Annotated in this window: 25 protein-coding genes; 14 read left to right on the top strand and 11 right to left on the bottom strand. The window is 67.3% G+C overall.

Features of this window, described 5'->3' with window-relative positions; genetic code table 11:
* The first annotated feature begins 367 nt into the window (after window positions 1–367).
* Entirely contained in the window at window positions 368–1,675 is a 1,308-nt protein-coding gene (locus ACFZCE_RS25580) for an O-antigen ligase family protein (RefSeq protein ID WP_390943338.1), read from the top strand.
* On the opposite strand, the gene ACFZCE_RS25575 is transcribed toward ACFZCE_RS25580, so the two are convergent.
* The 4 genes from ACFZCE_RS25575 to ACFZCE_RS25560 form a co-directional block, all read right to left on the bottom strand.
* Window positions 1,638–2,969, bottom strand: a complete 1,332-nt coding sequence (locus tag ACFZCE_RS25575) for a DUF3100 domain-containing protein (RefSeq protein ID WP_390943337.1) — start codon at window positions 2,967–2,969, stop codon at window positions 1,638–1,640. The genes ACFZCE_RS25580 and ACFZCE_RS25575 overlap by 38 nt on opposite strands.
* A 214-nt stretch (window positions 2,970–3,183) precedes the next feature.
* Window positions 3,184–4,344: an amidohydrolase gene (locus ACFZCE_RS25570; RefSeq protein WP_390943336.1), complete on the bottom strand. Its 1,161-nt coding sequence runs from the start codon at window positions 4,342–4,344 to the stop codon at window positions 3,184–3,186.
* 5 nt (window positions 4,345–4,349) lie between these two features.
* Window positions 4,350–5,864, bottom strand: coding sequence for an aldehyde dehydrogenase family protein (locus ACFZCE_RS25565; RefSeq protein ID WP_390943335.1), 1,515 nt, complete (start codon window positions 5,862–5,864; stop codon window positions 4,350–4,352).
* 4 nt (window positions 5,865–5,868) lie between these two features.
* Entirely contained in the window at window positions 5,869–6,750 is an 882-nt protein-coding gene (locus ACFZCE_RS25560; protein WP_390943342.1) for an NAD(P)-binding domain-containing protein, read from the bottom strand.
* Window positions 6,751–6,881: 131 nt separating this feature from the next.
* Here ACFZCE_RS25560 and ACFZCE_RS25555 point away from each other — a divergent pair, with 131 nt between their 5' ends.
* A complete protein-coding gene (locus ACFZCE_RS25555; RefSeq protein ID WP_390943334.1) occupies window positions 6,882–7,796 on the top strand; it encodes a LysR substrate-binding domain-containing protein in 915 nt (304 codons plus the stop codon).
* Between the two features lie 335 nt (window positions 7,797–8,131).
* Here the strand turns inward: ACFZCE_RS25555 and ACFZCE_RS25550 are convergent, their stop codons facing one another.
* Both ACFZCE_RS25550 and ACFZCE_RS25545 read right to left on the bottom strand, forming a co-directional pair.
* Window positions 8,132–8,923: an ABC transporter permease gene (locus ACFZCE_RS25550; RefSeq protein ID WP_390943333.1), complete on the bottom strand. Its 792-nt coding sequence runs from the start codon at window positions 8,921–8,923 to the stop codon at window positions 8,132–8,134.
* Complete coding sequence (locus ACFZCE_RS25545; protein ID WP_390943332.1) at window positions 8,920–9,618, bottom strand: ATP-binding cassette domain-containing protein; 699 nt, start codon at window positions 9,616–9,618, stop codon at window positions 8,920–8,922. Before ACFZCE_RS25545 ends, ACFZCE_RS25550 begins: the two co-directional genes overlap by 4 nt.
* A 461-nt stretch (window positions 9,619–10,079) precedes the next feature.
* Between ACFZCE_RS25545 and ACFZCE_RS25540 the strand changes: the two genes are divergently transcribed.
* The 5 genes from ACFZCE_RS25540 to ACFZCE_RS25520 all read left to right on the top strand — a co-directional run bounded on the left by ACFZCE_RS25540 (window position 10,080) and on the right by ACFZCE_RS25520 (window position 14,636).
* Entirely contained in the window at window positions 10,080–10,304 is a 225-nt protein-coding gene (locus tag ACFZCE_RS25540; protein ID WP_390943331.1) for a hypothetical protein, read from the top strand.
* A gap of 163 nt (window positions 10,305–10,467) precedes the next feature.
* Window positions 10,468–11,601, top strand: coding sequence for an NAD(P)-dependent oxidoreductase (locus ACFZCE_RS25535; protein WP_390943341.1), 1,134 nt, complete (start codon window positions 10,468–10,470; stop codon window positions 11,599–11,601).
* Between the two features lie 135 nt (window positions 11,602–11,736).
* Window positions 11,737–12,219 (top strand): sugar dehydrogenase complex small subunit, encoded by a 483-nt coding sequence (locus tag ACFZCE_RS25530; protein ID WP_390943330.1) that lies wholly within the window; start codon window positions 11,737–11,739, stop codon window positions 12,217–12,219.
* Window positions 12,212–13,789, top strand: a complete 1,578-nt coding sequence (locus ACFZCE_RS25525) for a GMC oxidoreductase (protein ID WP_390943329.1) — start codon at window positions 12,212–12,214, stop codon at window positions 13,787–13,789. Before ACFZCE_RS25530 ends, ACFZCE_RS25525 begins: the two co-directional genes overlap by 8 nt.
* A 1-nt stretch (window position 13,790) precedes the next feature.
* Complete coding sequence (locus ACFZCE_RS25520; RefSeq protein WP_390943328.1) at window positions 13,791–14,636, top strand: c-type cytochrome; 846 nt, start codon at window positions 13,791–13,793, stop codon at window positions 14,634–14,636.
* Here the strand turns inward: ACFZCE_RS25520 and ACFZCE_RS25515 are convergent.
* Window positions 14,620–16,686: an EAL domain-containing protein gene (locus ACFZCE_RS25515; protein ID WP_390943327.1), complete on the bottom strand. Its 2,067-nt coding sequence runs from the start codon at window positions 16,684–16,686 to the stop codon at window positions 14,620–14,622. The genes ACFZCE_RS25520 and ACFZCE_RS25515 overlap by 17 nt on opposite strands.
* A 118-nt stretch (window positions 16,687–16,804) precedes the next feature.
* Between ACFZCE_RS25515 and ACFZCE_RS25510 the strand changes: the two genes are divergently transcribed.
* The 3 genes from ACFZCE_RS25510 (at window position 16,805) to ACFZCE_RS25500 (ending at window position 19,560) form a co-directional block, all read left to right on the top strand.
* Window positions 16,805–17,305, top strand: coding sequence for a methylated-DNA--[protein]-cysteine S-methyltransferase (locus ACFZCE_RS25510; RefSeq protein WP_390943326.1), 501 nt, complete (start codon window positions 16,805–16,807; stop codon window positions 17,303–17,305).
* 350 nt (window positions 17,306–17,655) lie between these two features.
* Window positions 17,656–19,041, top strand: a complete 1,386-nt coding sequence (locus ACFZCE_RS25505) for an amino acid permease (RefSeq protein WP_390943325.1) — start codon at window positions 17,656–17,658, stop codon at window positions 19,039–19,041.
* Window positions 19,042–19,344: 303 nt separating this feature from the next.
* On the top strand, window positions 19,345–19,560 hold the full coding sequence (locus tag ACFZCE_RS25500) for a protein L (protein WP_390943324.1): 216 nt from the start codon (window positions 19,345–19,347) through the stop codon (window positions 19,558–19,560).
* Window positions 19,561–19,563: 3 nt separating this feature from the next.
* On the opposite strand, the gene ACFZCE_RS25495 is transcribed toward ACFZCE_RS25500, so the two are convergent.
* The gene (locus tag ACFZCE_RS25495) at window positions 19,564–19,806 is read right to left on the bottom strand and encodes a hypothetical protein (protein WP_390943323.1); all 243 of its coding nucleotides are present in this window, start codon (window positions 19,804–19,806) and stop codon (window positions 19,564–19,566) included.
* A 99-nt stretch (window positions 19,807–19,905) separates the two neighbouring features.
* Entirely contained in the window at window positions 19,906–20,997 is a 1,092-nt protein-coding gene (locus ACFZCE_RS25490; protein ID WP_390943322.1) for a catalase family protein, read from the bottom strand.
* Between the two features lie 172 nt (window positions 20,998–21,169).
* Between ACFZCE_RS25490 and ACFZCE_RS25485 the strand changes: the two genes are divergently transcribed.
* A complete protein-coding gene (locus tag ACFZCE_RS25485) occupies window positions 21,170–21,424 on the top strand; it encodes a PepSY domain-containing protein (protein ID WP_390943321.1) in 255 nt (84 codons plus the stop codon).
* 141 nt (window positions 21,425–21,565) lie between these two features.
* Entirely contained in the window at window positions 21,566–22,129 is a 564-nt protein-coding gene (locus ACFZCE_RS25480; RefSeq protein WP_390943320.1) for a DJ-1/PfpI/YhbO family deglycase/protease, read from the top strand.
* Here ACFZCE_RS25480 and ACFZCE_RS25475 read toward each other — a convergent pair whose 3' ends face one another.
* Both ACFZCE_RS25475 and ACFZCE_RS25470 read right to left on the bottom strand, forming a co-directional pair.
* Window positions 22,130–22,861 (bottom strand): hypothetical protein, encoded by a 732-nt coding sequence (locus ACFZCE_RS25475; protein ID WP_390943319.1) that lies wholly within the window; start codon window positions 22,859–22,861, stop codon window positions 22,130–22,132.
* A gap of 74 nt (window positions 22,862–22,935) precedes the next feature.
* Window positions 22,936–23,229: an antibiotic biosynthesis monooxygenase gene (locus tag ACFZCE_RS25470; protein WP_390943318.1), complete on the bottom strand. Its 294-nt coding sequence runs from the start codon at window positions 23,227–23,229 to the stop codon at window positions 22,936–22,938.
* A 151-nt stretch (window positions 23,230–23,380) separates the two neighbouring features.
* Between ACFZCE_RS25470 and ACFZCE_RS25465 the strand changes: the two genes are divergently transcribed.
* Together ACFZCE_RS25465 and ACFZCE_RS25460 are read left to right on the top strand one after the other, a co-directional pair.
* On the top strand, window positions 23,381–23,965 hold the full coding sequence (locus tag ACFZCE_RS25465; protein WP_390943317.1) for an NAD(P)H-dependent oxidoreductase: 585 nt from the start codon (window positions 23,381–23,383) through the stop codon (window positions 23,963–23,965).
* A gap of 123 nt (window positions 23,966–24,088) precedes the next feature.
* The gene (locus ACFZCE_RS25460; protein ID WP_390943316.1) at window positions 24,089–25,705 is read left to right on the top strand and encodes a methyl-accepting chemotaxis protein; all 1,617 of its coding nucleotides are present in this window, start codon (window positions 24,089–24,091) and stop codon (window positions 25,703–25,705) included.
* The last annotated feature ends 28 nt before the right edge of the window (window positions 25,706–25,733 follow it).

Raw genomic sequence — 25,733 nt, 5'->3', positions numbered from 1 at the left:
TTTGAAGAGCAAAGCAAGGAAAGGCAATTCCGGGCCTTGCTGCGCAAGGCCCGGAAGTTGGGGATGGAACTGGTGAGGGCTGCTTGATTTTTTCTGTTAAAAAACAAGGGGATATTTTTTGTTTGATGAGAGGCCGGCTGTGCCGGGCGAAGGGCCAGTCAGGTCATGCGCTCAGTAAAACCATTTGAAGAAATCAGGGCTTTTTAACCCCGATTTAGCGCTCTGATTGCTTAAGTGAACCGCATCCCGGCACCGCCGGGCGAAGGGCCGCAAAGCCAGGCGCGCTAAAAACTGATATAACAGCAACCCCTCCGAGCCGCCTCCGGGTTTGTGCACGCCCGGTTCAACCCTTTTGAGCGGTTCGCCCTTGAACACCCCCCGCTTTGCCCATCGCCCCGCTTGGATCCACGCCTACTTCCTGCTGTTGGCCTTGGCCGCCGCCCTGAGCCTGCTGCACCGTGGCCTGGCGCTGAAGCTGTTCACCCTCGCCGGCGCCATCGGTTGGGCCTGCGCCGCCGCGGTGGCCTGGGCCCATTGGCGCGGCGCGCGGCCCGCGCAGCCCTCGGCACTGGCGTTGTGGCCGCTGCTGCTGGCAGGGTTTGCCCTGGGGCTGTCGAAATGGCTGTGGGCCTGGCACTTCGGCAGCCCCGGCGAAGACCTGGCCTACAACCAGCAGGAAGGCGGCAAGCGGATCATGCTGGCGATGGGCGCGCTGTGGTGCGCCTACCACTGCCGCGCCGCGCTGGCGCCCACGGGGCGCCGGCAGGTTGCATGGGTGCTGCTGGCAGGGCTGGGCCTGGCCTTGCTGGCGGGGGTGCTGGAGCACCAGCGCAGCGGCTGGCGCGTGCGGCTGAACACCGACGCCGCCACCACCGCCGCGTACCTGATCACCGCCTACGGGCTGGCCACGGCCAGCGCCGTGCGCCAGGCATTCAGCCCGCGTGGCCTGGGCATGGCGCTGTTTCTGTTGGCCACGCTGATGGCCTTGGCCTTGGTCGGGCTGACCCGCACCCGCTCGGCGGTGCTGCTGGCGCCGTGGTTGTTCCTGCTGCTGGCCTGGCCCGGCGCGCGCCAGTTGCCCGCGCGGGCGCGGTGGCTGGTGGTGATCACGATACTGCTGGCCGGCGCCTTGGTGCTCAACGCCGCCTGGCAGCGGGTGGCCCGGTTGCCCGAGGAATTCACCCACTACGGCACCCAGAACAACACCTCGACCAGCTCGCGGTTGCTGCTATGGAAGGCTGGGGTGCTGGGGCAAACGCCGAGCGTGTGGGGCGAAACGGTGCAGCAACGGGCGAGCAACCTCGGCCAGTACCTGAACACCTTCGAGCAAGGTAACCCGGGGGCACTGGCCTCGCTGCGCTACCACCTGCACAACGAGCTGCTCGACACCCTGGCGCTGCGCGGGGTGGCCGCGGCGGCCTTGCTGCTGGCGTTCTACGCCGCGTTACTGGGGTTGGCGATCAGGGCGCGGCACCTCGACCTGCTGCTGTTCGCCCTGCCGCTGCTGCTGTTTGGCCTGGTCGACGTGGTGCTGCACCAGCGCCTGGCGTGCCTGGCGCTGTTCAGCCAACTGGCGCTGGTGGCCAGCACCCTGCCCCAGCGCCAACCGCGGGCCGCGGCGGCGCCGGAAGGCTCACTCAATGGAATGCTTCGGCGATCAGCACTGCCCCAATGAAGGTGCCGAAGTTGGCCAGGAACGACACCAGCACGATGCGCCAGCCCAGGCGGCGGAACGCTGGGATGTCCTTGGCCACCGCCAGGCCGGCGAAGGTCAGCATCGGCGTGATCACCGCCAGCAGGTTGATGCTGCCGGTGAGTTGGGTCACCTGCGCGGCCCACGGGCACAGCGGCGAAGTCATGAACATCGCCACCACCGACACCGTGCACACCGCCGGGATGCGCCGGCGCAGGGCCACGCACAGCAGCTCGCCGAGGAACACCGCGAAGACCATTACCGCCATGCCTTCGAAGGCCGCCGCCGACAGCGTTTTGTAGCCCACGTAGTTGCCCAGCAGCGCCAGTGCCGCGGCAGCCAGCCAGGCGCTGACCTTGCCGCCCCAGCCCAGCTCGCGGGTTTCCAGTTCAACCTCGCTGGCCTTCAGGCCATCGGCCGGTTGGTTCGAAGCCTTGGTGGTGCGGCCGATCAACGGCTCGAGCACGCGGTAGCCCCACACCGCCAGCGGCAGCGAGATGAACAGGGTGAAGTAGGTGCCCAGGGTGGTGGTGATCAGGTTCGACGCGGCGGCCAGGGTCATCACCTGCTTGGCCACTTCCGGGGTCTGCTGGGCGGCGATCGCGCCGGCGGCGGCGGCCATCATGCTGCCCGAACCCAGGCCCGAGCCCATCGCCAGGGATTTGGGGTCGAAGATGCCCAGGCTGGTGATGAACCCGGCGACGATGGCCAGGAACAGCGCGCCGAACAAGGTACCAGTAAGGTACTCGGCCAGCACCCCACGGCCTTCGGCCGAGTCCATGCCGTAGCGCTCGCCGATGATCGCCAGGCTCGGCTCGCGGCCGACCGAGAAGGTCGCGCCCACGGCTTCGCGCTTGATCCCCAGCAGCAGCGCCACCGGCAGGCCGAGCAGCACGGTGCCGACGAAGTGGCCGAGCTCCTGGAACGCCAGCGCCCAGCCAGAGGCGAACACCACCGGCAGCGAACCGCCCACTACCAGGCCCAGCTTGGCCACGAACAGCAACAGCGCCGGCTGCAACACGGCGGCGGCGCGGAACTGGTCACTACGGGTAATCGCCAGCGCGCTGGGCAAACGGCGGCTGCCCAGGCCCACGGCGGCGCCGAACAGCAGCGCCCAGACCATGGGCAACAAGACCACCTTGCCCGGGCCCAGCGGCAGGCTCACGGCCCCCAGCCATTCGGCCAGGATGAGGATCACGCCCGCCCACAGGTACAGCTTGGCGGTCGCGGACACGGCCGGGTGGCCGCCTATCGATGCGGTTGGTGCGTTGTGCATGGTTATCCCCTCACCTGCTGGCGGCACGCGGGCCGGCCAGAGATTGTTTTGGTTGTACAGGGGGCGCGCAAGGCGCCCGGGGCAGTTTCAAAGCGTTGTTGGCGGTGCCGGCGTTTTATTCAGGGGCCGGTCACCGATTGGCCGCAGTATGACCCGCGGCTGGTAGCGCATCGACATCGCGGCTTTGCGTTATCGTTGCGTTTATTAGAACACCTCAGGCCAACGGCAGCGATTGCTCCACCAGTTGCGCCCACACCCGCACGCCGGCCTCGATCACCCCGTCGTTGAAGTCGTAATAGGGGTTGTGCAGGGCCCGCGAAGGCTCCACCCCGTCCACGCCCAACCAGAAGTACGCGCCACGGCACGCGCCGAGCATGAAGGCGAAGTCCTCAGACGCCATCGACGGCGGCCGGCCCCAGTGCACCTGGCCCTCGCCCACTGCCGCCACCGCCGCCTTGAACACCGCCTCAGCGGCCTGCGGGTGGTTTTCGGTGACCGGGTAGCCCACTTGGTAGGCCAATTGCCCGCGTACGCCAAAGGCCTGCGGCAGTTGCTCGACGAACTCGCCGATCAGGCGCTGGACCTTCTCCCGCACCGGGGTTTGCAGGCAGCGCACGGTGCCGCGCAGCACGGCGGTTTCCGGGATCACGTTGATCGCCTCGCCGGCGTTCAGCTGGGTGATGCTCACCACCGCCGAATCCAGCGGCGACAAGCGCCGCGACACCACCGTTTGCAGCCCCAGCACCAGTTGCGCGGCGGCAACGATCGGGTCGGCGCCGCGCTCGGGCATGGCGGCATGGCAGCCCTGCCCGGTGAGGGTGATCTCGAAGGTGTCGAGCGAGGCCATCATCGCCCCCGGGTTGACCACCACCTGCCCGGCCGGCAGCCCCGGCCAGTTGTGCAGGCCGTACACGGCGTCCATCGGGAAGCGCTCGAAGAGGCCGTCTTCGATCATCTTCTGCGCGCCACCGAGGCTTTCTTCGGCGGGCTGGAAAATAAAATGCACGGTGCCACGGAAGTGCCGCAGTTCGCTCAGGTGCTGGGCGGTGGCCAGCAGCATGGCGGTGTGGCCGTCGTGGCCGCAGGCGTGCATGCAGCCGGCGTGGCCGGAGCGGTGGGCCTGTTCGCCCAGCTCCTGGATCGGCAAGGCGTCCATGTCGGCGCGCAGGCCGATCACCGGGCCGTCGCCGGTGCGCAAGGTGCCGACCACGCCGGTGCCACCCAGGCCGCGGTGCACTTCAAGGCCGAAGCCTTGCAGCAGTTGCGCCACCCGCTCGGCGGTTTGGTGCTCGGCGAAGCCCAGCTCCGGGGCGGCGTGGAAGGCACGCCGCCAGCCGGCGGCGGCCGCCAGCAGTTCAGGGTTGATGGCCTGCATGGGCATTACTCCAGGCTGGCGCCGTAGCCGAAGCTCGCGGCGGGGGTGGCGGCGGTTTCGACCCACACGCTTTTCACTTCGCTGTACTCACGCAGTGCGTCCAGCCCCGAGGAACGGCCATAGCCGCTTTCGCCATAGCCGCCAAACGGCGAGCTGACGTGAATGGTCTTGTAGCCGTTGACCCAGAACGTGCCGGCCTTGACCTGCTTGGCCACCCGGTGGGCGCGGCCGACGTCGCGGGTCCAGACCGCACCGGCGAGGCCGAAGCGGCTGTCGTTGGCGATGCGAATGGCATCGGCTTCGGTCTCGAAAGGGATCGCCACCACCACCGGGCCGAAGATTTCTTCCTGGGCGCAGGCGAGGTGGTTTTCACCGGCCAGCACCGTCGGCTTGACGTAATAGCCACTGCCCGCTGGCACCGGCTCGGCATCGCCAACCAACCGCGCGCCGTCCTGCACGGCAGCGGCGAGCATGCCCTTCACATGGGCAAACTGCTTGGCGTTGTTGATCGGGCCGATCTGGGTGTCGGCGCTGAGCGGGTCGCCCACGCTGAACTGGGTGGCCGCCTCGGCCAGGGCGCGGGTGAATTTGTCGAAGATCGACGCCTGCACCAGCAGCCGCGAACCGGACACACAGCTTTGCCCGGCGCCGGAGAAGATCGCCGCCTGGGCACCGCGCAAGGCCACCTCGAGGTCGGCGTCTTCGAAAACGATATTCGCCGACTTGCCGCCCAGCTCCAGCACCGCCGGGATGCAGCGCTGCGCCGCAGCGGTGGCGATGTGGCGGCCGGTGGCCGGCGAGCCGACGAACACCACCTTGCGGATATTGGCCTCGGCGATGAACGCCTGGCCGATGGTATGGCCGTAACCGGCGATCACGTTGACCAGGCCCTTGGGGGCGCCCGCGCGCTCGACCAGCACACCGATCACCAGCGAGGTCAATGGGGTGAGTTCCGACGGCTTGAGGATCACCGCATTGCCGGCGGCGATGGCCGGGGCCACCTGCCAACCGCCAGTGAAGATCGGCGCGTTCCACGGGGTGATCTGCAACACCGTGCCCAGGGGCTCGTAGGTCACGTAGTTGAGGTGGGTGGTCGGCACCGGGATCACTTCGCCGTGCAGCTTGTCGGCCCAACCGGCGTAGTACTCGAACATCTCGGCAACCTTGGCCACTTCGACCCGGGCGTCGCGGATCGGCTTGCTGGCGCCGATCGCTTCGATCTGCGCCAGGGCATCGGCGTGTTCGCGCAGCAGCGCACCCACCTGGTACATCACCCGGCCACGGGCCTGGCCGGTCAGCGCCCACCATTGGGCGCCCGCGGCGCTGGCGGCGGCGTCGGCGCGGGCCACCAACGAGGCGTCGGCGTCGGCGTAGCTGAGCAGCAGGCTGCCGTCGTGGGCATTGCGCACCTCAACCGGGCTGCCGCCGCCAGCGATGAACTCACCGCCCACATAGCTCGCCACGCTGTCGCGGTCGCCCCAGAACGGGCGCATCAGGGTTTGCAGGGTTTGCCAGCTCATCGGGTTACTCTCCACGGCCAAACAGTTGGGCATCGGTGCGTTGCACGATGCAGCAGAAATCGTCGCCATCGGCCAGGGTTTCGGCACTGGCTTGCCACAGCCGGGCCACTTCACGGGCCAGCGGCAGGTCGGCATCGAGGCTTTGCGCCAGGCTCGCGGCAAGGCCCACGTCCTTGCGCATCAGGCCCATGCTGAAGCCGGAGTCGTAGGCTTTGTTCATCACCCAGGTGGGGAACATCACCTGGCTGGCGGCGCTGCGCCCAGAGCCGGCATTGATGCCCTCAAGGAGTTTTTCCGGGGCCACGCCCGCCTGGGCGGCCAGGCTCACGGCCTCGGCGGTGCTGATCAAATGCGCGGCGGCGAGCAGGTTGTTGGCGATCTTCGCCACGTTGCCGGCGCCCACCGCGCCGACGTGCACGCGGGTGCCGCTCATGGCTTCGAGCACCGGCAGCGCGGTCGCCAGGTGCTCATCGGCGGCGCCGATGACCATCGCCATGGTGCCGCTGGCCGCGCCCTTGGGGCCACCGCTGACCGGCGCATCGATAAAACCGATGCCTTGCGCGGCCAGCGCGGCGGCCATGCGCCGGCTGGTGTCGGGGGTGGAGGTGGTGGTGTCGACCACCACCAGGCCGGCGCGGCCTTGGGCGAGGATGCCCTGGCACACGGCTTCGACGTGTTCGGCCTTCGGCAACGAGAGGATCAACACATCGACCGCGCCGATCACCGCGGCCTGCTCGGCCACCGGCTGCACGCCGCGCGCGGCGGCCGCCTCACGGGCGCTGGCGGCCAGGTCGAAGCCCAGCACCTCAAAGCCTTTGCCGGCCAGGGTCGCGGCCATGCCGCCACCCATGTTGCCCAGGCCAATCACACCTACCTTCACTGCCATCGCCTTGCCCTCGCATGCCTGCGCCACCGGTTGGCGGCTGATGGCCACGAGTATGGACAGCACGCTGAGTTCTCAACAATAATCCGTGCATTCCAAATTTGTTGCGTTTATCGCAACACACCGGGGCTGGCATGAGCCAATTGCACGATCACCGCATTCTCTACTTGTTCGAAGCCGTGCGCCTGGGCAGCGTGCGCGCCGCCGCCGACGCGCTGGACGTCGCCCCGTCGGCGGTGAGCCGGCACATTGCCCAGCTTGAGCATGAACTCAGCGCGGCGCTGCTGGAGCGCCACCGCCGCGGGGTGAAGCCGACCGAGGCCGGCGAGCGGGTGCTGGAGTACTACCGCCAGCGCCTGGCCCAGCAAGAAGTGCTGCTCGACAGCCTGCAGGCGCTGCGCGGGCTGCAAAGCGGTACGGTGGTGATCGCCAGCGGCGAAGGCTTTATCGAGGCGCTGGCGCAGCCGCTGGCGCGGTTTTCCGAGCGTTACCCGCGCATCGAGCTGCGGGTCAACGTGAGCGGCAGCAACGAGGTGATCCGCCAAGTGGTGGAAGACGAAGCCCACCTGGGGCTGATCTTCAACCCGGCCAACGACCCCAAGCTGCGCGCCCACGTGCGCCAGCGCCAGCCAGTACGGGCCATCGCCCGCCCAGACCACCCGCTGGCCCTGGAGAAGGGCGCGATCACCCTGCAAGGGCTGGACCGCCACCGCCTGGCGCTGCCGGGGGTGGCCTATGGCATTCGGCAGATCCTCACCGTGGCCGAGCAACAGCTGGGCATCGCCCTGAGCCCGACGCTGACCTGCAACACCCTGGCGATGCTCAAACGCTACGCGATGGAAGGCGGGGTCACGCTGCTGCCAACCTTCGTCGTCGAGGCCGAACTGCACGCTGGCAGCCTGGTGGCGCTGCCGCTGTTGCACGAGGTGTTCGCCCAGCCCGAGGCGCAGTTGATCACCCGCCTGGGGCGGCAGCTGAGCGTGGGCGCCAACCGGGTGCTGGCGATGTTGCTGGAGGATGTGGCGGCGTTTCGCGGGCCTGGGCGCTGAGGCTGGCGGCGCTTCGCCCGGCACAGCTGTAATGCTGTTCACTTAAGCAATCAGAGCGCTAAATCAGGGTTAAAAAGCCCTGATTTCTTCAAATGGTTTTACTGAGCGCATGACCTGACCGGCCCATCGCCCGGCACAGCCGGCCTCCCACGGGTTCTATGTTTTCTTTTAAATCAAGTGCTTACACAAATCTGGTGGGAGGCCGGCTGTGCCGGGCGATGGGCCCTGAAGTTCATGCACAAAATCAGAGCTCACAGATTGATCTCTTCCGTAAAGCCGTGAAATTGCTTAAGTGAACAGCACTCTGGCTGTGCCGGGCGATGGGCCCTGGAACCCTACCGTTCAAGCAACCGATGGGCCAGGAACCGGTGGTCTTCCGAGAACAACCGCCGGTAGGTGAGCAGCACCGCCACCACCGTGCCCAGCGCCGAGGCGGCGGCGATCAGGAACATGATCACGATCTGGTAGCGCACCGCGTTGGCCGGGCTTTCGCCCGCCAGCACCTGGCCGGTCATCATCCCTGGCAGGCTGACGATACCGACCACGCTCATCTGGTTCAGGGTTGGCAGCATGCCGGCGCGCACCGCCTGGCGCGCCGGGCCCTGGGCGGCCTCCCAGCGGCTGCCGCCCAGGGCCAGGATCGCCTCCACCTGGGCGCGGCCGCTGCTCAGCGCCTGGGCCATGCGCTCGATGCCCAGCGCCACCCCGGTCAGGGTGTTGCCGAGGATCATCCCGAGGATCGGGATCGCGTACTGCGGCTCGTACCAGGGGCGAATGCGGATGATCAACAGCAACCCCAGCGCCGCCACCAACCAGGAACCGCCCCACACCGCCAGCAGGCTGTCGAGGGTGCGCCCGCGGTAGCTCAGGCCGCCCCGGCCGGCCGCCGACACCCCGGCGATCACGGTCATCAGGCACATCAGCGGCAGCACCACGTACCAGTAGGCGTAGGCAAACACATAGCCGAGCACGTAGCCGATCAACAGCAACTGCACCACGGTGCGTAGCGCTGCCAGTAGCAGCACCCGCTCCAGGCCCAGGCGCAGCAACACCGACAACGCGCCGTTGACCAGGATCAACGCCGCCGCCAGGGCCAGGTCGGTGGCGCTCAGGGCTTGGTAATTCATGGGGTTTGCTCCAGGCGGCCGGCGGCCATCGTGCACTGGCGGTTGCTCAGGCGCTGGGCCTGGGCTGGGTCATGGGACACCAGCACGTAGGCGCGCCCCGGCGCCTGGGCGAACCAGCCGGCGATCAGTTGCTCGACCTGGGCCGCGGAGGCGGCGTCGAGCGCCGAGGTGGGCTCGTCGAGCAGCAACACCGTGGGCTGCAACTGCAGCGCGCGCAGCAGCGCGACGATTTGCGCCTCGCCACCGGACAACTCGGCCGCGCGCCGCTCGAGAAACGCCGGCCCGCGGCCGCTACTGGCCAGGCGCTGCTCGACCCAGGCCTGGTCGAAGCGCTGGCCGCGGTGCGCCCTCAAGGCGTAGGGCATGCGCAGGTTGGCCAAGACGCTGCCCTCGGTCAGCCCCGGGCGTTGCGAGAGATAGCACACCTGGCTGCGGTACTGCGGCACCCGCGCCTTGCCCAGGCCCTCGCCACGCCAGTGCAGCATGCCGGCGCTGGGCGCCTCGAGCCAGGCCAGGGCCTTGAGCAGCACGCTCTTGCCCGAGCCAGAGGCGCCGCTGATGGCGGTTTTATCCCCGGCGCGCAGGGTAAAGGTGGTGGGGTGCAGCAGCAGCGCGCCGCTGCGCTCATCGTGGCGGGTGATGCCCCGCGCCTCGATCAAAGGGCTGCCCTCGCCCGCTGGCGGTAGTGAACTCACGTGGCCTTGCCCTTGGCACAAAATAATGGAGCGAACGTTACCACGGAGCGCCCCAGGCTGCTTTGCCGCTGCAATGAAGGCTTTATCAAAAATAAATACCCTTTATATATCAATAGCTTGAAAAACCTAAAAATCCTTCTGTCGGTTTTTCTGACACATTTTCGCCGGGCCGATTGACTTCGTTCGGTTTTGCCTCTTAACTCGCACTTGCCAAGGTGAAAATTTCTTCACTGCGGCACAGTAAAAAAGTTTATTTCCACCCCTGCTGCAACAGGCAGAAGCAGTCGCCAATCCTTGTAGATGTGAGTTGGCAGGCAGCCTGGCATTTAAACCTTCTCGCCTCTGGCGCTAGGTGCACAGGTATTTCGGAGCAAGCCCCTGGCTACTTCGGCCGCCGTTGGCGGCGCCCTAATAACAACTTTCTTCTACGGTCCCGGTGGCGCGTGCTAAGGGGTGATGACATGCTCGAAGTTCATCTGGCTCAACCGACAATCGTGTTCGCTGATGGGTACTCCATCCTGGAGTTGGCCGCCGGCCTGCAACCCCCTCACAGCCTGCCCGCCGCCGCGCCCGCGCTGCTGGCCGAGCTATCGCCGCTGCCCACGCTGATGCCGATCGGCAGCCTGGCGCCGCCCGTAGCCGCCGACGCAGCCCCCCGCCCTTCCCCGGGCTTGTTCATGCCCTGACCGCCGCGTGCGCGAGCACGGGCACTGTTTGCATTGTTTGGCCCCCAGCTTGCCGCAGGGCGTACCCATTCGCCCGCAGGCGGGTTAGCACTCACCTCACTGTATAACGAGCGACTCTATGGACAGAACATTGATGACACGTGTTGGAATTAGCGGCACCGGTATGATTTCCCTGGCGCTGGTCAGGTTACTGGCTGAGCATTACCCCGATGTCCGCCTTTCACGCATCCTCACCCGTCGCCCGCTCAACAGCCTGGGTTACTTCCCCCTCAACCACCTGCTCACCCACTCGATGGATGACCTGGTGGAGCAATCCGACCTGATCATCGAATGCAGCGGCGATGTGTGCCACGGCACCCTGGTGATCGAGCGCGCCTTTGCCGCGGGGCTGAAGGTGATCACCATCAACGCCGAGCTGCAGGTGACCACCGGCGCCTACCTGGCCGGCAAGGGCTTTTTGACCGAAGCCGAGGGCGACCAGCCCGGCTCGCTCGCGGCCCTGCATGAAGAAGCCCTGAGCATGGGCTTCACGCCGCTGGTGTACGGCAACATGAAAGGCTACCTGAACCACGACCCCAAGCCCGAGGACATGGCCTACTGGGCCCAGCGCCAGGGCATCAGCGTGAACCAGACGATCTCGTTCACCGACGGCACCAAGGTGCAGATCGAGCAGGCGCTGGTGGGCAATGGCCTGGGCGCGACCATCACCTGCCAGGGCCTCGAGGGCCCCACCTCCACCGACCTGATGCAAAGCGGCAGCCAGCTCGGCGAGTTGGCCGACCGCCTCGGCCAGCCCATCGTCGACTACGTGCTGCCCAAGGGCTACCCGGCCGGCGGGGTGTTTCTGGTGGGCCGCCATGACCGCGCGCAAACCCAGGCGATCGAGTACTTCAAGCTGGGCGGCGGGCCTTACTACACGCTGTTGCGGCCGTTCCACCTGTGCTCGCTGGAGGTTGGCAAAACCCTGCGCCGGGTGATCAACGGCGGCGGCGTACTGCTGAACAACTCCACCGCGCCCACCCTCGGCGTGGCGGCCATCGCCAAGCGCGCGATGAAAGCCGGCGATGTGATCAGCCGCGGCATCGGTGGTTACCAGTTGCGCGGCGAGGCCGTGCTGCTGGAGCAAAACCCCGACCACGTGCCGATCGGCATGCTCGACCACGCGGTGCTGCGCCACAGCATCGAGCCGGGGCAGGTGATCACCTTCGCCGATGTCGACATCCCCGACAGCCGCGCGCTGGAGATCGTGCAACTGCAGCGGCGCTTCGCCCCGGTGCTGGTGCAACAAGCCTCGTAACCTGCCGTACCGGGCGCGCACACGCGGCGCGCCCGGCCACGGAACAATCCCCGCGCGCCACACTCTTACCCGGTACGCCCGCACGGCAAGCCCCGCCGCGCGCAGGCGCCTTGCCTGAACCGGAACCGCCCGCGCATGCCCCCAGCCAACCGCCGCACCTTGCTCAAAGCCTTGCTTGCCGCCTACGCCGCTGGCCTGTTGCCGGCCCTGGCGGCGCCGCCGGCGGCCGATGAGCAGGCGGCCTTCCTCGCCCTGAGCGCGTACCTGGTCGGCCGCGACTACCTCGACCCGGCTCAGGGCCGGCCGTTGTTCGAGGCGCTGTGTGCCGACGCCGGGGATTTCCCGGCGCGCTGCCTGGCGCTGCTGGGGCAGATTCACGACCGCCAACTGCCGCCGGAAACCCTGCAGCGCACGCTGGACGCCGAACGCTCGCCGCTGGCCGGCCTGCCGCGCCAGGTGCTGCGCGCGTGGCTGGCCGGGGTGGTGGGTGACGGCGCGCGGGCGCGCTGCCTGGCCTATGAAACCGCGCTTAACGCGCAGATGGTCGCCGACGTACTGCGCCCCCCCAGCTACGCCTATGGCGCCTACGGCAGTTGGGCAGAGCGCGGCGATGGCTGATGCCGACGTTGTGGTGATCGGCTCGGGCATCTGCGGTGCCCTGGCGGCGCGGCGCCTGGCCTTGGCCGGGGCCGATGTGCTGATGCTCGAGGCCGGCGGCCCGATCGAGCGCGGCGCGGTGGTGGCGGCGTTTCGCGACGCGCCGCGCAAGAGTGACTTCATCGCCCCCTACCCCTTTCACCCCTGGGCGCCGCACCCGCTGTACCAGCCCGCCAGCAACCAGTACCTGGTGCAGGCCGGGCCCGACCCGTGGCCGGTGCAGTACCTGCGCGGGGTTGGCGGCACCAGTTGGCACTGGGCCGCGCAGGCCTGGCGGCTGATACCCAACGACATGCGCCTGCACAGCCTGTACGGGCTGGCCGTGGACTGGCCGATGAGTTACGAGGCGCTTGACCCCTGGTACCAGGAAGCCGAAGAGATTCTCGGCGTGGCCGGCGCCGAAGGCACCGGGTCGCCGCGGGCCAAACCCTTCCCCATGGCGCCGGTGGCCGAGCCCTGGGCGATGCGCCGGATCCGCGAGCGGCTGGCGCCCGACTACGCGGTGCAGGCCAACACCGCCGCGCGCAACAGCCGTAGCTACGGCGGCCGCCCGGCGTGCTGTGGCAACAACAGTTGCCAGCCGATCTGCCCGATCGACGCCCAGTACCATGGCGGCATCGCCGTACAGGCGGCGCTGGCCGCCGGCGTGCGCTTGCGCAGCGAGGCCGTGGTGCACCGGCTCGAAACCCAGCCTGGCGGTCGCATCCGCGCCGCCCACTACCTCACCCCGGAGGGCAAGGCCAGGCAAGTACAGGCCGAGGTCTTCGTGCTCGCCGCCGGCGGCGTCGAAAGCCCCAAGCTGCTGTTGATGTCTGAGGTTGCCAACCGCTCCGGCCAGGTGGGCCGCAACCTGATGGACCACCTCAGCACCTCGATGCAGTTCGAGGCCGACGAACCCCTCTGGCTGGGCCGCGGCCCGCAAAGCCCGAGCGCGATCAACAGCCGCCGCGACGGTGCCTTTCGAAGCGAGCACGCCGCCTACCGGCTGGACTTCACCAACGTGTCGCGGGTCGACAGCGTGACCCGCGAATTGCTCGAGCACGGCGTGTACGGGCCGCAACTGGAGGTGCAACTGCGGCGCCGGGTGGCCCATGAAATGGGCGTGCGCAACGTACTCGAAGTGCTGCCAGACCCGGCCAACCGCATTGTGTTGTCTAGCCGCCGCGATGCCCTGGGCCTGCCCACACCACAGGTGCATTACCGCATCGACGATTACGTGCGGCGCGGCGCGGCGGCCGCCGAGGAAGACTTCCAGCGCATCGCCGCGCGCATGGGCGGGCAGCGCCTGCGCCTGAGCAAGCCCGGGGCGTTTTCGGCCAACCACCACGTGACCGGCACCCTGGCCATGGGCACCGACCCCAGCCGCTCGGTGTGCGATGGCTACGGCCGCGCCCATGACCACGAGAACCTGTACCTGTGCGGCACCGGGGTGATGCCCACCTCCGGCACCATGAACGCCACCCTCACCGCGGTGGCCCTGGCGCTGCGCAGCGCCGAGCAGATCCGCCCGCTACTCAAGGTGCAAGGCTGAGGTGCGCTGGCTGTGGCCGTTGCTGCTGGCCTGGGCCAGCCTGGCCCAGGCCCAGGGCGCGCTGGAACGCGGCGAATACCTGGTGAATGGCCTCGGCCACTGCGGTGCCTGCCACACCCCGCGGGGGCTGTGGTTGCAGGAGCGCAGCGAGGCGCCGCTGCAGGGCGGCTGGGTGCAAGGCTGGGCGGCGCCGGCCATCAACGGCCAGGCCCTGCAAAGCTGGAGCCAGGCGCAGTTGGTGGAGTACCTGGCCAGCGGCCAGGCGCCCGGCAAGGCCCACGCCGCTGGGCCGATGGCCGAGGTGATCGAGCAAAGCCTGAGCCGCCTGAACGGTGCCGACCTGGCCGCCATCGCCCTGTACCTGCGCCACGTGCCGGGGCCGGCGCCAGCACCGGCCAGCGATGGGCCGGCAAACGCCGACCTGAGCCCGCCACGTGGCCAGCCGCGCCCGGCCAACCCCGAGCAGCTCAGCGCCGGGCAGTTGTTCGACGCCCATTGCGCCAGCTGCCACCGCGGTGGCGGCCGTGGCCTGCCGGCGTTGAATGACCCAGAAATCCTCGCCCGGCGCGCCAGCGCGAACCTGCTGATGGTGATCCTCGACGGCGTGCAGCGCGGCGGCGAAACCCGCATGCCCGGCTTTGCCGGGCAACTCACGGACCGCCAGGCGGCGACCCTGGTCAACGCCCTCGCCGCCCCAGGGCTGCCAGCGCTGGTGCCCGGCGATGTGGCCGCCCGCCGCGGCCAGCCGCCGTTGTATTTTCGTGGCTGGGTGCTGCTCGGCGCCGCCGGCGCCGGCTTGCTGCTGGCGGTGGGCGCGCTGGCCTGGCGGCTCAGGCGGGGTGGCTGAGCACCGCCGGTACGCCCAGTTGCAACTGCTCCGGTGGCACCGGGCGGCCCAACAGGTAGCCTTGCAGAGTGTTGCAGCCCAGGCGGGTCAACAGCACCTGCTGGGCTTCGGTTTCCACCCCTTCGGCGACCACGTTCAGCCCCAGGGTGCGGCCCAGGGCGATGATCGCCGAAACGATCGCTTCGTCTTCATTGGCCAAGCCCAGCTCCTGGATGAAGCCACGGTCGATCTTCAGCTCCTGGGCCGGCAAGCGCTTGAGGTAGAGCAGGCTGGAGTAGCCGGCGCCGAAGTCGTCGATGGAGATGCCCACGCCCAGCGCGGTCAGCTCATCGAGCACCGCCAGGCTGGCTTCAGGGTCACGCATCGCCGACGACTCGGTCACCTCCAGCACCAGTTGGGCCGGGTCCAGGGCATGCCGCTGCAGCGCCTCGCGCACCACCGCCACCAGCCCGCCATGGGCCAGCTGCACGGTGGAGAGGTTCACCGCCATGGTCAGGCCCTGGTGGCCCTGGTCGCGCCAGGCCGCCAGTTGCCGGCAGGCTTCGTCGATCACCCAGTTGCCGATCGGCACGATCAACCCGGTGCGCTCGGCCAACGGCAGGAAGCGGTCTGGGGCAACATAGCCGTGGTTCGGGCTTTCCCAGCGCAGCAGCGCCTCGACCCCGGTCACCGGGCCGCGCGGGGCCACCAGCTTGGGCTGGTAGTGCAAGGTGAACTCGCGGTTGTCCAACGCCGCGCGCAGGTCTTGCTGCAGCTGCAGTTGCTGGTGGGCGTTGAGGTTCATGTTCACTTCGAAGAACGAATAACCGTCGCGGCCCATCTCTTTGGCGTGGTACATCGCCGCGTCGGCATTGACCATCAGCTCGTGGGGGGTAGCGCCGTCGGTGGGGTAGATGGCGATGCCGATGCTGGTGGAAACCCGCACCACGTTGCGTGACAGCGTGTACGGCTCGGCGATCCGTTCGACCAGGCGCTGGGCCAGCGCGGCGGCGTCTTCGGGGTTGCCCGGGTCGATCAGCAACACGAACTCATCGCCGCCCAGGCGGGCGACGGTGTCTTCACCGCGCTTGGTCGCCTGGATGCGCTCGGCCACCGCCTGCAGCAGCAGGTCGCCGGTGTAGTGGCCGTACATGTCGTTCACCGCCTTGAAGCCGTCGAGGTCCATGAACAACACGGCGAAGTGGCGCTTCTCGCGGCTGGCTTTTTGTATCGCCTGCTCCATGCGGTCGCCCAGCAGCAGGCGGTTGGGCAGTTTGGTCAGGTTGTCGTGCAGGGCCAGTTGCACCAGCTCGTGGTTGGCGCGGTCCAGCGAGCTGGCGAGGATCGCCGTGCGCGCATCGAGCATGGCCACGATCAGCGCGGTGGCGAACACCATCAGGCTGATCACGATGATGCCGATCGCCAGCCAGCGGGTGTCGATGCCGTCGCCGGCGGCGCCGCAGAAGCTGCCGTCCGGGAACCGCGCGGCAAGCATGCCCAGGTAGTGCATGCCAACGATCGCCACGCCCATCACCAGCGCCGCCCACAACCGCTGCAAGGCCACACCCTTGCCGTCGCGGCGCAGGCGGAAGGCGATCCACAACGCAGCGCCGGAGGCCAGCACCGCCACCACTACTGACAAGCTGAACAGCACCGGCTCGTAGTCGATGCCCGGCTGCATGCGCATCGCGGCCATGCCGGTGTAGTGCATGGCGGCAATGCCGATGCCCATCAGCACCGCGCCCACGCACAGGCGCGGCAGCGGCAAGGTGCGCTGGCACACCAGCGACAGGGCGAACACCGAGCACAGCACGGCGATGCCCAGCGACACCAGGGTCAGGGTGAGGTCATAGCCCAGCGCGATCGGCAGGCTGAAGGCAAGCATGCCGATAAAGTGCATCGACCAGATGCCGAAGCCCATGGCCACCGAACCGCCGGCCAGCCAGCAATAGGCCGCCATGCGCTTGGAGGCGGTGACGCGGCTGGCCATGTTCAGGGCCGTATAAGACGCCAGTACCGCGATGATCAACGAGATGATCACCATCACCGGGTTGTAGCTACCGACCAGCATGGGCTGTTACCTTGGCAGTGAGCAAAAAAGAGAAACTCGGTTAATCATTCACCCTTATCGACCCAGTCAAGCAACCCTAGAGGCTGGCCATTGGCCGCTGGTCGCATCGGATCCCATCATGGCACTGTTTGCCACTGTTATGCCAAGCCCTGTGGGCGAATTGACCCTGGTTGCCAGCGAACACGCCCTGTGCGCGGTGCTGTGGGAACACGACCGCCCGGCACGGGTGCCGCTGCCGGCGCTGCAGCCGGCCGGCGGCAACCCGGTGTTGCTGGCCACCCAGCGGCAACTGCAGGACTACTTCAACGGCCGCCGCCAGGCCTTCGACCTGCCACTGGCGTTCAACGGCACGGCCTTCCAACGCCAGGTGTGGGCCGCGTTGCTGGCCATCCCCTATGGTGAAACCCGCAGTTACCGTGACATCGCCGTACAACTGGGCAACCCGGCGGCGGTGCGGGCGGTGGGCGCGGCCAATGGGCGCAACCCGATCTCTATAATAGCACCTTGCCACCGGGTTATCGGCAGCAGTGGCGCGTTGACCGGGTTTGCCGGGGGGTTGGGCGCCAAGCAATGGCTGTTGGCCCACGAGGCGCCGCAACAGGGCTTGGCGTTGGGCTGAGGGTGGCTGGCGTGCTGGGCTTGGACGATCAGAATAAAACGCGCAATGTCATTCCTTTATTTCATGCTTAAAGCCTAATTTTGCTTCTTACTTGACCGTTTACCGCCATCCATTCCCCAGCGGAATCACATCCCGCCAAAACTTCGTTTGCCCGCCCCTTCTCCCAGCCGTGAAGATTGCCCTCGGTCAATACGCCACCACGGGAGTGTGCCCGCCCCGCGTTAACCGCCCGGCGCGCCAGAAGACGCACACCTCACCCTCTTGCATAAGCCACAACTGCCTATAACAACGCTTGGCAGCGGCGCCGTTCAGCTTGAAAAAAGCCCGGCCCCGCCCTACGAGGACCGCACATGCCACACCGCCCTACCCCCGCCCGCAGCCTCAAGCACGGGCTCACTTCGCGCCAGGTGTCGATGATCTCGATTGCCGGGATCATCGGCGCCGGGTTGTTCATTGGTTCGTCCAACGCCATCGCCACCGCCGGCCCGGCGATCCTGCTGTCTTACGGCCTGACCGGCCTATTGGTGCTGCTGGTGATGCGCATGCTCGGCGAGATGGCCATCGTGCAGCCCGACAGCGGCTCGTTCTCGACCTACGCCAGCCGCGCCATCGGCCCCTGGGCCGGTTTTACCATCGGCTGGCTGTACTGGTGGTTCTGGGTGTTGATCATCCCGGTCGAAGCCATCGCCGGCGCCGACATCCTCCACGCCTGGTTCCCGCTGGTGCCGTCGTGGGCGTTCGCTTTCGTGATCATGCTCGGGCTGGCAGCGACCAACCTGGTCAGCGTGAACAACTTCGGCACCTTCGAGTACTGGTTCGCGCTGGTGAAGGTCATCGCCATCATCGCCTTTTTGCTGGTGTGCGGCAGCGCGGTGGTGGGCGTCTGGCCGCTGGCGCCGGTGTCGGGCGTGGGCCAGCTGCTGGGCAATGGCGGCTTCATGCCCAATGGCTTCGGCGCCGTGCTGGGCGGGGTGCTGGTGACGATTTTTTCGTTCTTCGGCGCGGAAATCGTGACCATCGCCGCCGATGAAACCGCCAACCCACGGGAGAAGATCCGCCGCGCGACCAACCTGGTGGTGTACCGCATCGCGCTGTTCTACCTGGCGTCGATTTTCTTCATCGTTTCGCTGGTGGCCTGGAACGACCCGCAACTCACCCAGGCAGGCTCGTTCCAGCGTGCCCTGGAAGTGCTCAACGTGCCGGGGGCCAAGTGGCTGGTCGACGTGGTGGTGCTGGTGGCGGTGACCAGTTGCATGAACTCGGGCCTGTACACCGCCTCGCGCATGCTCTACTCGCTCGGCGCCCGCGGCGACGCCCACCCGCTGGCCCGGCGCATCAGCGCCAACGGCGTGCCGAGCGTGGCCGTGCTGGCCTCTACCCTGGCTGGGTTCGTGGGCTGCTTCATCAACTACGTACTACCGGGCAAGGTATTCAGCTTCCTGCTCTCGACCACTGGCGCGATTGCCCTGCTGGTGTACCTGGTGATCGCCGTGTCGCAGTTGCGCATGCGCCGGATGATGGAACGCGAAGGCCATGACTTGCCGCTGAAGATGTGGCTGTTCCCCTGGTTGACCTGGCTGGTGATCGCGGTGATCGCCCTGGTGCTTGGCTACATGCTGGTCACCCCGGCGTACCGCTACGAAACCTTGATGACCGCGGCGGTGGCCGGCTCAATGCTGTTGATCGGCCTGCTGCGGCGCCGGCGCGAGGCGGGGGTGGTGGCGGTATCGCGTTGAGGCCGAGGGCCCTTCGCCCGGCACAGCCGGCCTCCCGGACCACGGCCTCCCACCAGATTTGTGTAAGTACTTGATTTACGGGGCAACACAGAACTGGTGGGAGGCCGGCTGTGCCGGGCGAAGGGCCCTAAAGCTCATGCACAAAATCAGCAGCGCTCACAGAATGATCCCTTCCATAAAGCAGTGAAATGGCTTAAGTCAACAGCACCCCGGCTGTGCCAGGCCAAGAGCCCGCCCCGCTTCGCGCGAATGGATCCTATGCGCTATACCCAAAGGTACCTCTCAACGCACAGGATGCGCGCCATGCCAATGGGTACTGATGGGTTTCTCGCCGGTGATCAATGGGCGTCGTATGCCCCGGGCAGCGATGCGCCGGCGTCTGGCATCTATCGCTGCGAAGGCTGTGGCCAAGAGGTCACGGTGATGCGCCAGCGCCCGTTGCCACCGGCCAACCACCACAAGCACGCCAGCCTGCTGAGCATCCGCTGGCGGCTAGTGGTCAAGCAGGAAGTGCATTAACCGTCAACGCCGTTGGCGCCGCCGCGCCGGCTTGCCGGCGGCGATGTCGGCCTTCAGCGCGCCGATCAGGTTAAGGATGGCGCGGGTGCTGCCCAGGGTTTCGACCTGCACCGGTTCGGCGACGAAGCGCTGCCCCGGGCGTACCTCCACGGTGACCTGCAACATCCCGCGTTCGTCGATGCTCGTCTGGCTTTTCAGCGGCAGCAAGCCTGCCTCGATGGTGTGGCGTAGCTCCAGCGGTGTCATGGCATGTCCTTATTGTTGTGGCCTTGGGGGGTGGGCCCGCTCAGCGAACGCGACTACAGCCGGCTGCTTACACGATAGCCGCGTTTGCGCCGGCCCGCCCTACGCCCGCGGTTCGTGGATCGGGCAACCTTGGTGCTGGCCACGAAACGCCGCCGAATGCTCATAGGCCGCCTTGCGCACCCGCATGATCCCGCCCAGTGGCCGGTGCGCGGCCAGCCCGTGCCAAGGGCTGAAGGCGAGGTTTTCATCGATGGCCTGGACCTTTTCCGGGCTCCAACTGGCCTGGCGCGGCACGTGCAGGCGCGCCACCGCCACGTAAGGGCTCAAGGCCTGGGGCCACTCCACGGTGGCGTCTTCGATGGGCATGTGCTCGGCGTGGGTGGCCAGTTGCACGCGCACCTCCCAGGTGCCGTCGTGTTCGGCAAAGAAGGCCTGTACCTCTTCGCGCAGGCCGTCGGGGCGGTCGTGAAAGTCGACCTTCTGGCCGGCGAGGCGGGTCAGTTCTTCGCTCACCGGCACCACGCTGAGCTTGCCGTAATAAGGCCCGTACAGCAGCGGCACCACGGTGTTGAAGCGCTCACCGAGAATGTGCGTGAGCGGGTGGCCGCCCAGGCTCTTGAGCGTGCCGCTTTCGCCACCGGCCGCTTCTACCACGGCCTCTACCCCGCGCAAGGCGGCCGACAACACCCGTTTGCTGCCGGGCAGGCGGTCGGTGGTCTTGGCCAGCAGTTGCAGGTTCTTCAAGAATGCCTTGGGGGTGGGCGCGGTGAACACCGTAGCGTTCTGCATCACGAAGTCTTGGGTCACGTCACCCTCGCTGCCAGGTAGCCGCTCGCCCTCCACGCCGATGATCTTCAGCGCCATGCCGCGCGGGGTCGACACGCGGTCATCGAGCAGGTCGCCGGGGTTGGTCGACAAGCGCATCAGCACCGGCAGCCGCCCAGGCTTGGCGAAGGCACCCTGGGCCAGCACCGGCGGCAGGTGATCGAACACCTCCAGGGTGCCTTGCAACAGGCCATGGGCCTTGGCGTGCACGCTGCGCACCGGGCGGCCGTAATCGGCGTAGGTGGTTTGCAGAATCTGCTGCATGGCCTCGACCAGGGCCTGGCCGGTGGCGGCTTCGTCGTCGGGGATCTGCTCATAGGCTGGCGCGAACGGAATGGGCGTAGCGCCCGGTACGGTAGCGGTCATGGGGCTTCCTCACGGTAGCGCGGCTTGTTTAGGGGCCTGCATGGCGCAGGCCGGTGGCCACTTACCTGTGCTGACCGGGGGCATGGCGAGGCGGTTCCGCCCGGCTGCCCGGTGGCCGCCGGGCCGGCGCGCCGTTAAACTGCCACGGTCAACCGCACAAGGAGTTCACCCGATGAAACGCCTCGCCCTGCTCGCCCTCGGCGCCGCCCTCAGCCTGCCCGCCTTCGCCGACACCCCCGGCGCGGATTGGATACCCCTGGAAAAAGCCCAGCAACTGCTCAAGGCCGCCGGCTACACCCAGGTCACCAAGATCAAGGCCGACGACGGCCAATGGGAAGGTGAAGGCCTGAAAACCGACGGCATGAAGTACGACTTCCACCTCGACCCGCACAGCGGCAAGATCACCAAGGAAGAAATGGACATGTAAGCCCCCGCCGGCCCGCCGCCACCGCGGTAGGCCGGCTGGCCCGCGGCCAAGCAGTTTGAACCATCCCCGCGCCTTGCCCCTCCACTGTGGTGTACCCAGGCCTGCCAGGCCATTCCTTCCACTCAGCACAGAGGCAAACCGATGAGCAATCGATTAGAAGGCAAGCACGTACTGGTGATCACCTCCAACACCGGCATCGAACGCGACGAGCTGATCAAGCCGGTGCAGGCGCTGCAAGCGCTGGGCGCCCACGTGGTGCACGCTTCGCAGGCAGGCGGCACCACCCAGACGTTCGTGGGCGATACCGAAAAAGACACCACCGTGCGCTCGAGCAAAAAGCTCGCCGAGGTCAACGCCGGTGAGTTCGATGCGCTGGTGATCCCCGGCGGCACGGTAAACGCGGACACCCTGCGCCAGGACGCCGACGCCCAGCAGTTGGTGCAAGCCTTCGCCAAGGCCGGCAAGACCATCGCTGCGATTTGCCATGGCCCCTGGGTGCTGATCAACGCCGGGGTGGTGGAAGGCAAAACCCTTACCTCGTACCCCAGCGTGAGCACCGACCTGAAAAACGCCCACGCCGCCGGCTGGGTCGACGCCCAGGTAAAACAGTGTGGCGCCAACGGTTGGACGCTGATCACCTCGCGCACCCCGAAAGACCTGCCGGCCTTCAACGAGGCGATCGCCAAGGCGCTGGAAGCCGCCTGATCACAGCGGGGCGTTGCGCCGCCAGGGCGAATACGGCAGGCGCACCACCCCCTGGGCCTGGCCATCCTGGCTGACCGCAAAGCCGGGCATGGCGGCCAGGTTCAGGCCCAGGCAGGCCTGCTGCAAGCGCCGCTGGAACGGCTTGCTATCACGAAAATCCCCCTCCCGCCCCACCGCGCGCGACAGCGCCACTTCACAGGCCTGCACCTGCCCGGCGGCATTGGCCCGGTAGTACAACGCCGCCACGCCGATGCCATCGATTTGCACCTCGCGAAGTCGCGCCCATACGTATTCGTTCTGCTCGAACGGGGTGAACTGGGCGATGCCCAGGCGCAAGGCACGGCCGGGGGTGAGCGGCGCGGATTGGAAGTTGATCGGCGCCAAAAACGTCAGAGTTTTGTTCGTGCCCCAGAACGAAGCCGACACCTCGGGCAGCGCGGCATTCCAGCAGGCGCGCTCCGCTGCCCGCGCCAGCGTGGGCGCCACGCCCCAGTCCTTGCGCGCCTTGCAGGTGAGCAACTGGCCCTGGCGGTCGAAGGTGAGCGCCAGGGTGAACTGGCCGCTGTCTCGTGTGTGATTGGCCGCCAGCAGCCAGGGCGCCAGGGCGGCGTTGAGCGCCACCGCCAGGCGCTGGCGCTCTGGCGCGGTGTGAACCGGGCTGGCCGCCTGGCACCCGGCCAGCAGCCCGGTGGCCGCCAGCACAAGGGTTGGACCGATGCAGCGTAAGAACATAGGCACCTCCTCGAAAAAGGCGCCATGGTAAGGATCCAATCAGAACTTTCCTAAAGCAAAACCGTGACTTGGCGTTACAGCGGCTGCACCGCCTGGATCACAAAGTCTGCCTCCAGATACTCGGCCTTTCGCGCCATGAAGGCGCGCATGTGCGGCAGGTTGGCGTGCACATCCAGGGCCTGCTGGCTGGCCCACACCTCGAAGAACACGAACAGGGTCGGGTCTGCGGCATCTTGCAGCATGTGGTACTGCAGGCAGCCCGGCTCGCGCCGGCTGGCGGCCAGGTGCTGATGGAAAAACGCCTTGAAGGCGCTGCTGTGGCTGGGGCGGGTTTTCGCTTGCAGTACAAAGGCTACGGGTTGGGTCATCACGGGGGGCCTCTTGGGTTTACCCATGTTAAGCGCATCAAAACCCGGCTATTTGTGACTTTTATGCAAAAGCTATTGACCGCCCCGTGCCTTGGTCGCCCACCGCGATGCCTGTAGCCTGCGCAGCATTCCTAGCTCACGAGGCCCTACCATGAACGTGCTCCTGTTAAACGGCGGCAAGCAATTCGCCCACTCCGATGGCCGCTACAACGAAACCCTGCACAACGCCGCGCTGGCCTGGCTCGACCGCGCCGGCCACAACGTCCAGGCGACCTTCATCGACGGCGGCTACAACAGTGCCGATGAAGTGCAGAAGTACCTCTGGGCCGATGTGGTGATCTACCAGATGCCCGGCTGGTGGATGGGCGCGCCCTGGACCGTCAAGCGTTACCTCGATGAAGTGTTCACCGAAGGCCATGGCAGCCTCTACGCCAACGACGGCCGCACCCGCGCCGACGCCTCGCAGAAATACGGCAGCGGCGGCCTGATCCACGGCAAGCGCTACATGATCAGCGCCACCTGGAACGCCCCCCAGCAGGCGTTCGAAGACCCAACGGACTTTTTCGAGGGGCGCGGCGTGGATGCGGTGTACTTCCCCTTCCACAAGGCCAACCAGTTCCTCGGCATGAGCGCCCTGCCCACCTTCCTCGCCGTCGATGTGATGAAGCGCCCCAACGTGGAGGCCGACGTGGCCCGGTATGAGGCGCATTTGCAGGCGGTGCTGGGGGCAAACTGAACCGCGCCTGAACCGCCCAGCGGGCCGCGGGCGGGTTGTCTGCGGGGGCTTGCCAAACGGCGCCGGGAGGCGGATAAGTAACGTCAAAGTGCCACCACTTATCCACCCCTGGGAGTCGCCATCATGTTGTTGCGATCCGTGCGCTTGAAAACCCGTGCCACCTTGAGTTTCGGTTTGATCTGCCTGCTGTTGATCGGCCTGAGCCTCGTTGCCCTAGGGAAGATGGGTGAGTTACACAGCGCTGTGGGCAAGGTTGCCAACGACGCGCTGCCCAGCGTGCACCAAGGCGATGCCATCGAGGCGGCGACGCTGCGCCTGCGCCTGGCGTTGCTGCACTATGTGGGCGAAGACGACAAACCCGCGCTGCGCGCGACCCTCGAACAACGCCGCCAGGCGCTGGCCAAGGCCGTGCAGGACTACGCCCCGCTGGTTTCGAGCGCCGAGGAAGGCGCGATCTATACGCGGCTCAAGGGCGACGTAGACGCCTACAACAACAGCGTCGAACAGTTGCTGGGCCAGGGCGAGCAAAGCACCGGCCAGGCCACGGCATTCGTCAACAGCGTCAGCGTGCCGCTGGCCGAGAAGCTGCAGCAAGGCATCGACCAGTTGGTCGCGCTCAACAACGACAACGCCCAAACCGCCGCCAGCGAGGCCGAGCAGCAGTACCAGCACGGGCTGGTGACCACCTGGGCGATCATCGCCGCGGCGGTGCTGATCACCCTGCTGGTGGCGCTGTTGTTCACCCGCAGCATCCTGCTGCCGGTGCAGCAACTGATGGGCGTGACCCGCGAGATCGCCGAAGGCCGCCTGGGCAGCCGGGTGGTGATCAACGGCGCCGATGAAATCACCGAGCTGCAAACCAGCACCGAGGCCATGCTCGGCAACCTGCGCAGCACCCTGCAGTTGATCAACGACTCGGCCAGCCAACTGGCCGCGGCCGCCGAAGAACTCACCCAGGTGACCCACGACGCCAACGCCGGCATCCTGCGCCAAGGCCAGGAAACCGAGCTGGCCGCCACCGCGGTGAACCAGATGAGCGCCGCGGTCGAGGAAGTGGCGCGCAGCGCCTCCTACGCCAGCGTGGCCACCCAGCAGTCGCAACAGTCGGCCAGCCAGGGCCGTGAACGGGTGGGCCAAACCCTGACCTCGATCACTCGGCTGAGCGATGCGGTAGCGGTGACCAGCGAGCAACTGGGCGAACTGGCCGGGCGTTCGCAGCAGATCAGCAAAGTGCTGGAAGTGATCGGCGCGATCGCCGAACAAACCAACCTGCTGGCGCTGAACGCCGCGATCGAAGCGGCCCGCGCGGGCGAACAGGGCCGCGGCTTCGCGGTGGTGGCCGATGAGGTGCGCGCGCTGGCCCACCGCACGCAAACCTCGACCCGCGACATCGCGGTGATGATCGAAGGCATCAAGGCGGGTTCGGCCCAGGCGGTACAGGCGATGGCGGTGAGCAGCGAGGAAGCCGGCAACACCCTGGAAATCGCCCGCCAGGCCGGTGAGGCGATCAACCAGATCGCCGACGCGGTGATGGAAATCGGCGAGAAAAACCTGGTCATCGCCGCCGCCGCCGAGCAACAGGCCCAGGTGGCGCGCTCGGTGGACCACAACCTGGTGAGCATCAAGGACCTCGCCGGCCACAGCGCCGGCGCCGCCAAGCAAACCGCCGAGGCCAGCGCCGAACTGGCGCGGCTGGCGGTGAACCTCAATGCGGTGGTGGGGCGGTTCAGTTTTGCTTGAGGCGCAGGGCCCTTCGCCCGGCACAGCC

It is taken from the genome of Pseudomonas sp. NPDC007930, from assembly GCF_042958985.1.
GTDB lineage: Bacteria > Pseudomonadota > Gammaproteobacteria > Pseudomonadales > Pseudomonadaceae > Aquipseudomonas.
The sequence above is the reverse complement of the archived record's forward strand: the minus strand, read 5'-3'. Positions and strand labels throughout refer to the sequence as shown.

Coding starts and splice junctions, on each gene's coding strand:
- ACFZCE_RS25535 (WP_390943341.1), top strand. CDS start 10,468: ATGATTTCCCTGGCGCTGGTCAGGTTACTGGCTGAGCATTACCCCGAT.
- ACFZCE_RS25550 (WP_390943333.1), bottom strand. CDS start 8,923: ATGAATTACCAAGCCCTGAGCGCCACCGACCTGGCCCTGGCGGCGGCG.
- ACFZCE_RS25460 (WP_390943316.1), top strand. CDS start 24,089: ATGTTGTTGCGATCCGTGCGCTTGAAAACCCGTGCCACCTTGAGTTTC.
- ACFZCE_RS25540 (WP_390943331.1), top strand. CDS start 10,080: ATGCTCGAAGTTCATCTGGCTCAACCGACAATCGTGTTCGCTGATGGG.
- ACFZCE_RS25560 (WP_390943342.1), bottom strand. CDS start 6,750: ATGGCAGTGAAGGTAGGTGTGATTGGCCTGGGCAACATGGGTGGCGGC.
- ACFZCE_RS25555 (WP_390943334.1), top strand. CDS start 6,882: ATGAGCCAATTGCACGATCACCGCATTCTCTACTTGTTCGAAGCCGTG.
- ACFZCE_RS25470 (WP_390943318.1), bottom strand. CDS start 23,229: ATGACCCAACCCGTAGCCTTTGTACTGCAAGCGAAAACCCGCCCCAGC.
- ACFZCE_RS25500 (WP_390943324.1), top strand. CDS start 19,345: ATGCCAATGGGTACTGATGGGTTTCTCGCCGGTGATCAATGGGCGTCG.
- ACFZCE_RS25465 (WP_390943317.1), top strand. CDS start 23,381: ATGAACGTGCTCCTGTTAAACGGCGGCAAGCAATTCGCCCACTCCGAT.
- ACFZCE_RS25570 (WP_390943336.1), bottom strand. CDS start 4,344: ATGCAGGCCATCAACCCTGAACTGCTGGCGGCCGCCGCCGGCTGGCGG.
- ACFZCE_RS25495 (WP_390943323.1), bottom strand. CDS start 19,806: ATGACACCGCTGGAGCTACGCCACACCATCGAGGCAGGCTTGCTGCCG.
- ACFZCE_RS25525 (WP_390943329.1), top strand. CDS start 12,212: ATGGCTGATGCCGACGTTGTGGTGATCGGCTCGGGCATCTGCGGTGCC.
- ACFZCE_RS25475 (WP_390943319.1), bottom strand. CDS start 22,861: ATGTTCTTACGCTGCATCGGTCCAACCCTTGTGCTGGCGGCCACCGGG.
- ACFZCE_RS25510 (WP_390943326.1), top strand. CDS start 16,805: ATGGCACTGTTTGCCACTGTTATGCCAAGCCCTGTGGGCGAATTGACC.
- ACFZCE_RS25515 (WP_390943327.1), bottom strand. CDS start 16,686: ATGCTGGTCGGTAGCTACAACCCGGTGATGGTGATCATCTCGTTGATC.
- ACFZCE_RS25490 (WP_390943322.1), bottom strand. CDS start 20,997: ATGACCGCTACCGTACCGGGCGCTACGCCCATTCCGTTCGCGCCAGCC.
- ACFZCE_RS25565 (WP_390943335.1), bottom strand. CDS start 5,864: ATGAGCTGGCAAACCCTGCAAACCCTGATGCGCCCGTTCTGGGGCGAC.
- ACFZCE_RS25485 (WP_390943321.1), top strand. CDS start 21,170: ATGAAACGCCTCGCCCTGCTCGCCCTCGGCGCCGCCCTCAGCCTGCCC.
- ACFZCE_RS25530 (WP_390943330.1), top strand. CDS start 11,737: ATGCCCCCAGCCAACCGCCGCACCTTGCTCAAAGCCTTGCTTGCCGCC.
- ACFZCE_RS25480 (WP_390943320.1), top strand. CDS start 21,566: ATGAGCAATCGATTAGAAGGCAAGCACGTACTGGTGATCACCTCCAAC.
- ACFZCE_RS25505 (WP_390943325.1), top strand. CDS start 17,656: ATGCCACACCGCCCTACCCCCGCCCGCAGCCTCAAGCACGGGCTCACT.
- ACFZCE_RS25575 (WP_390943337.1), bottom strand. CDS start 2,969: ATGCACAACGCACCAACCGCATCGATAGGCGGCCACCCGGCCGTGTCC.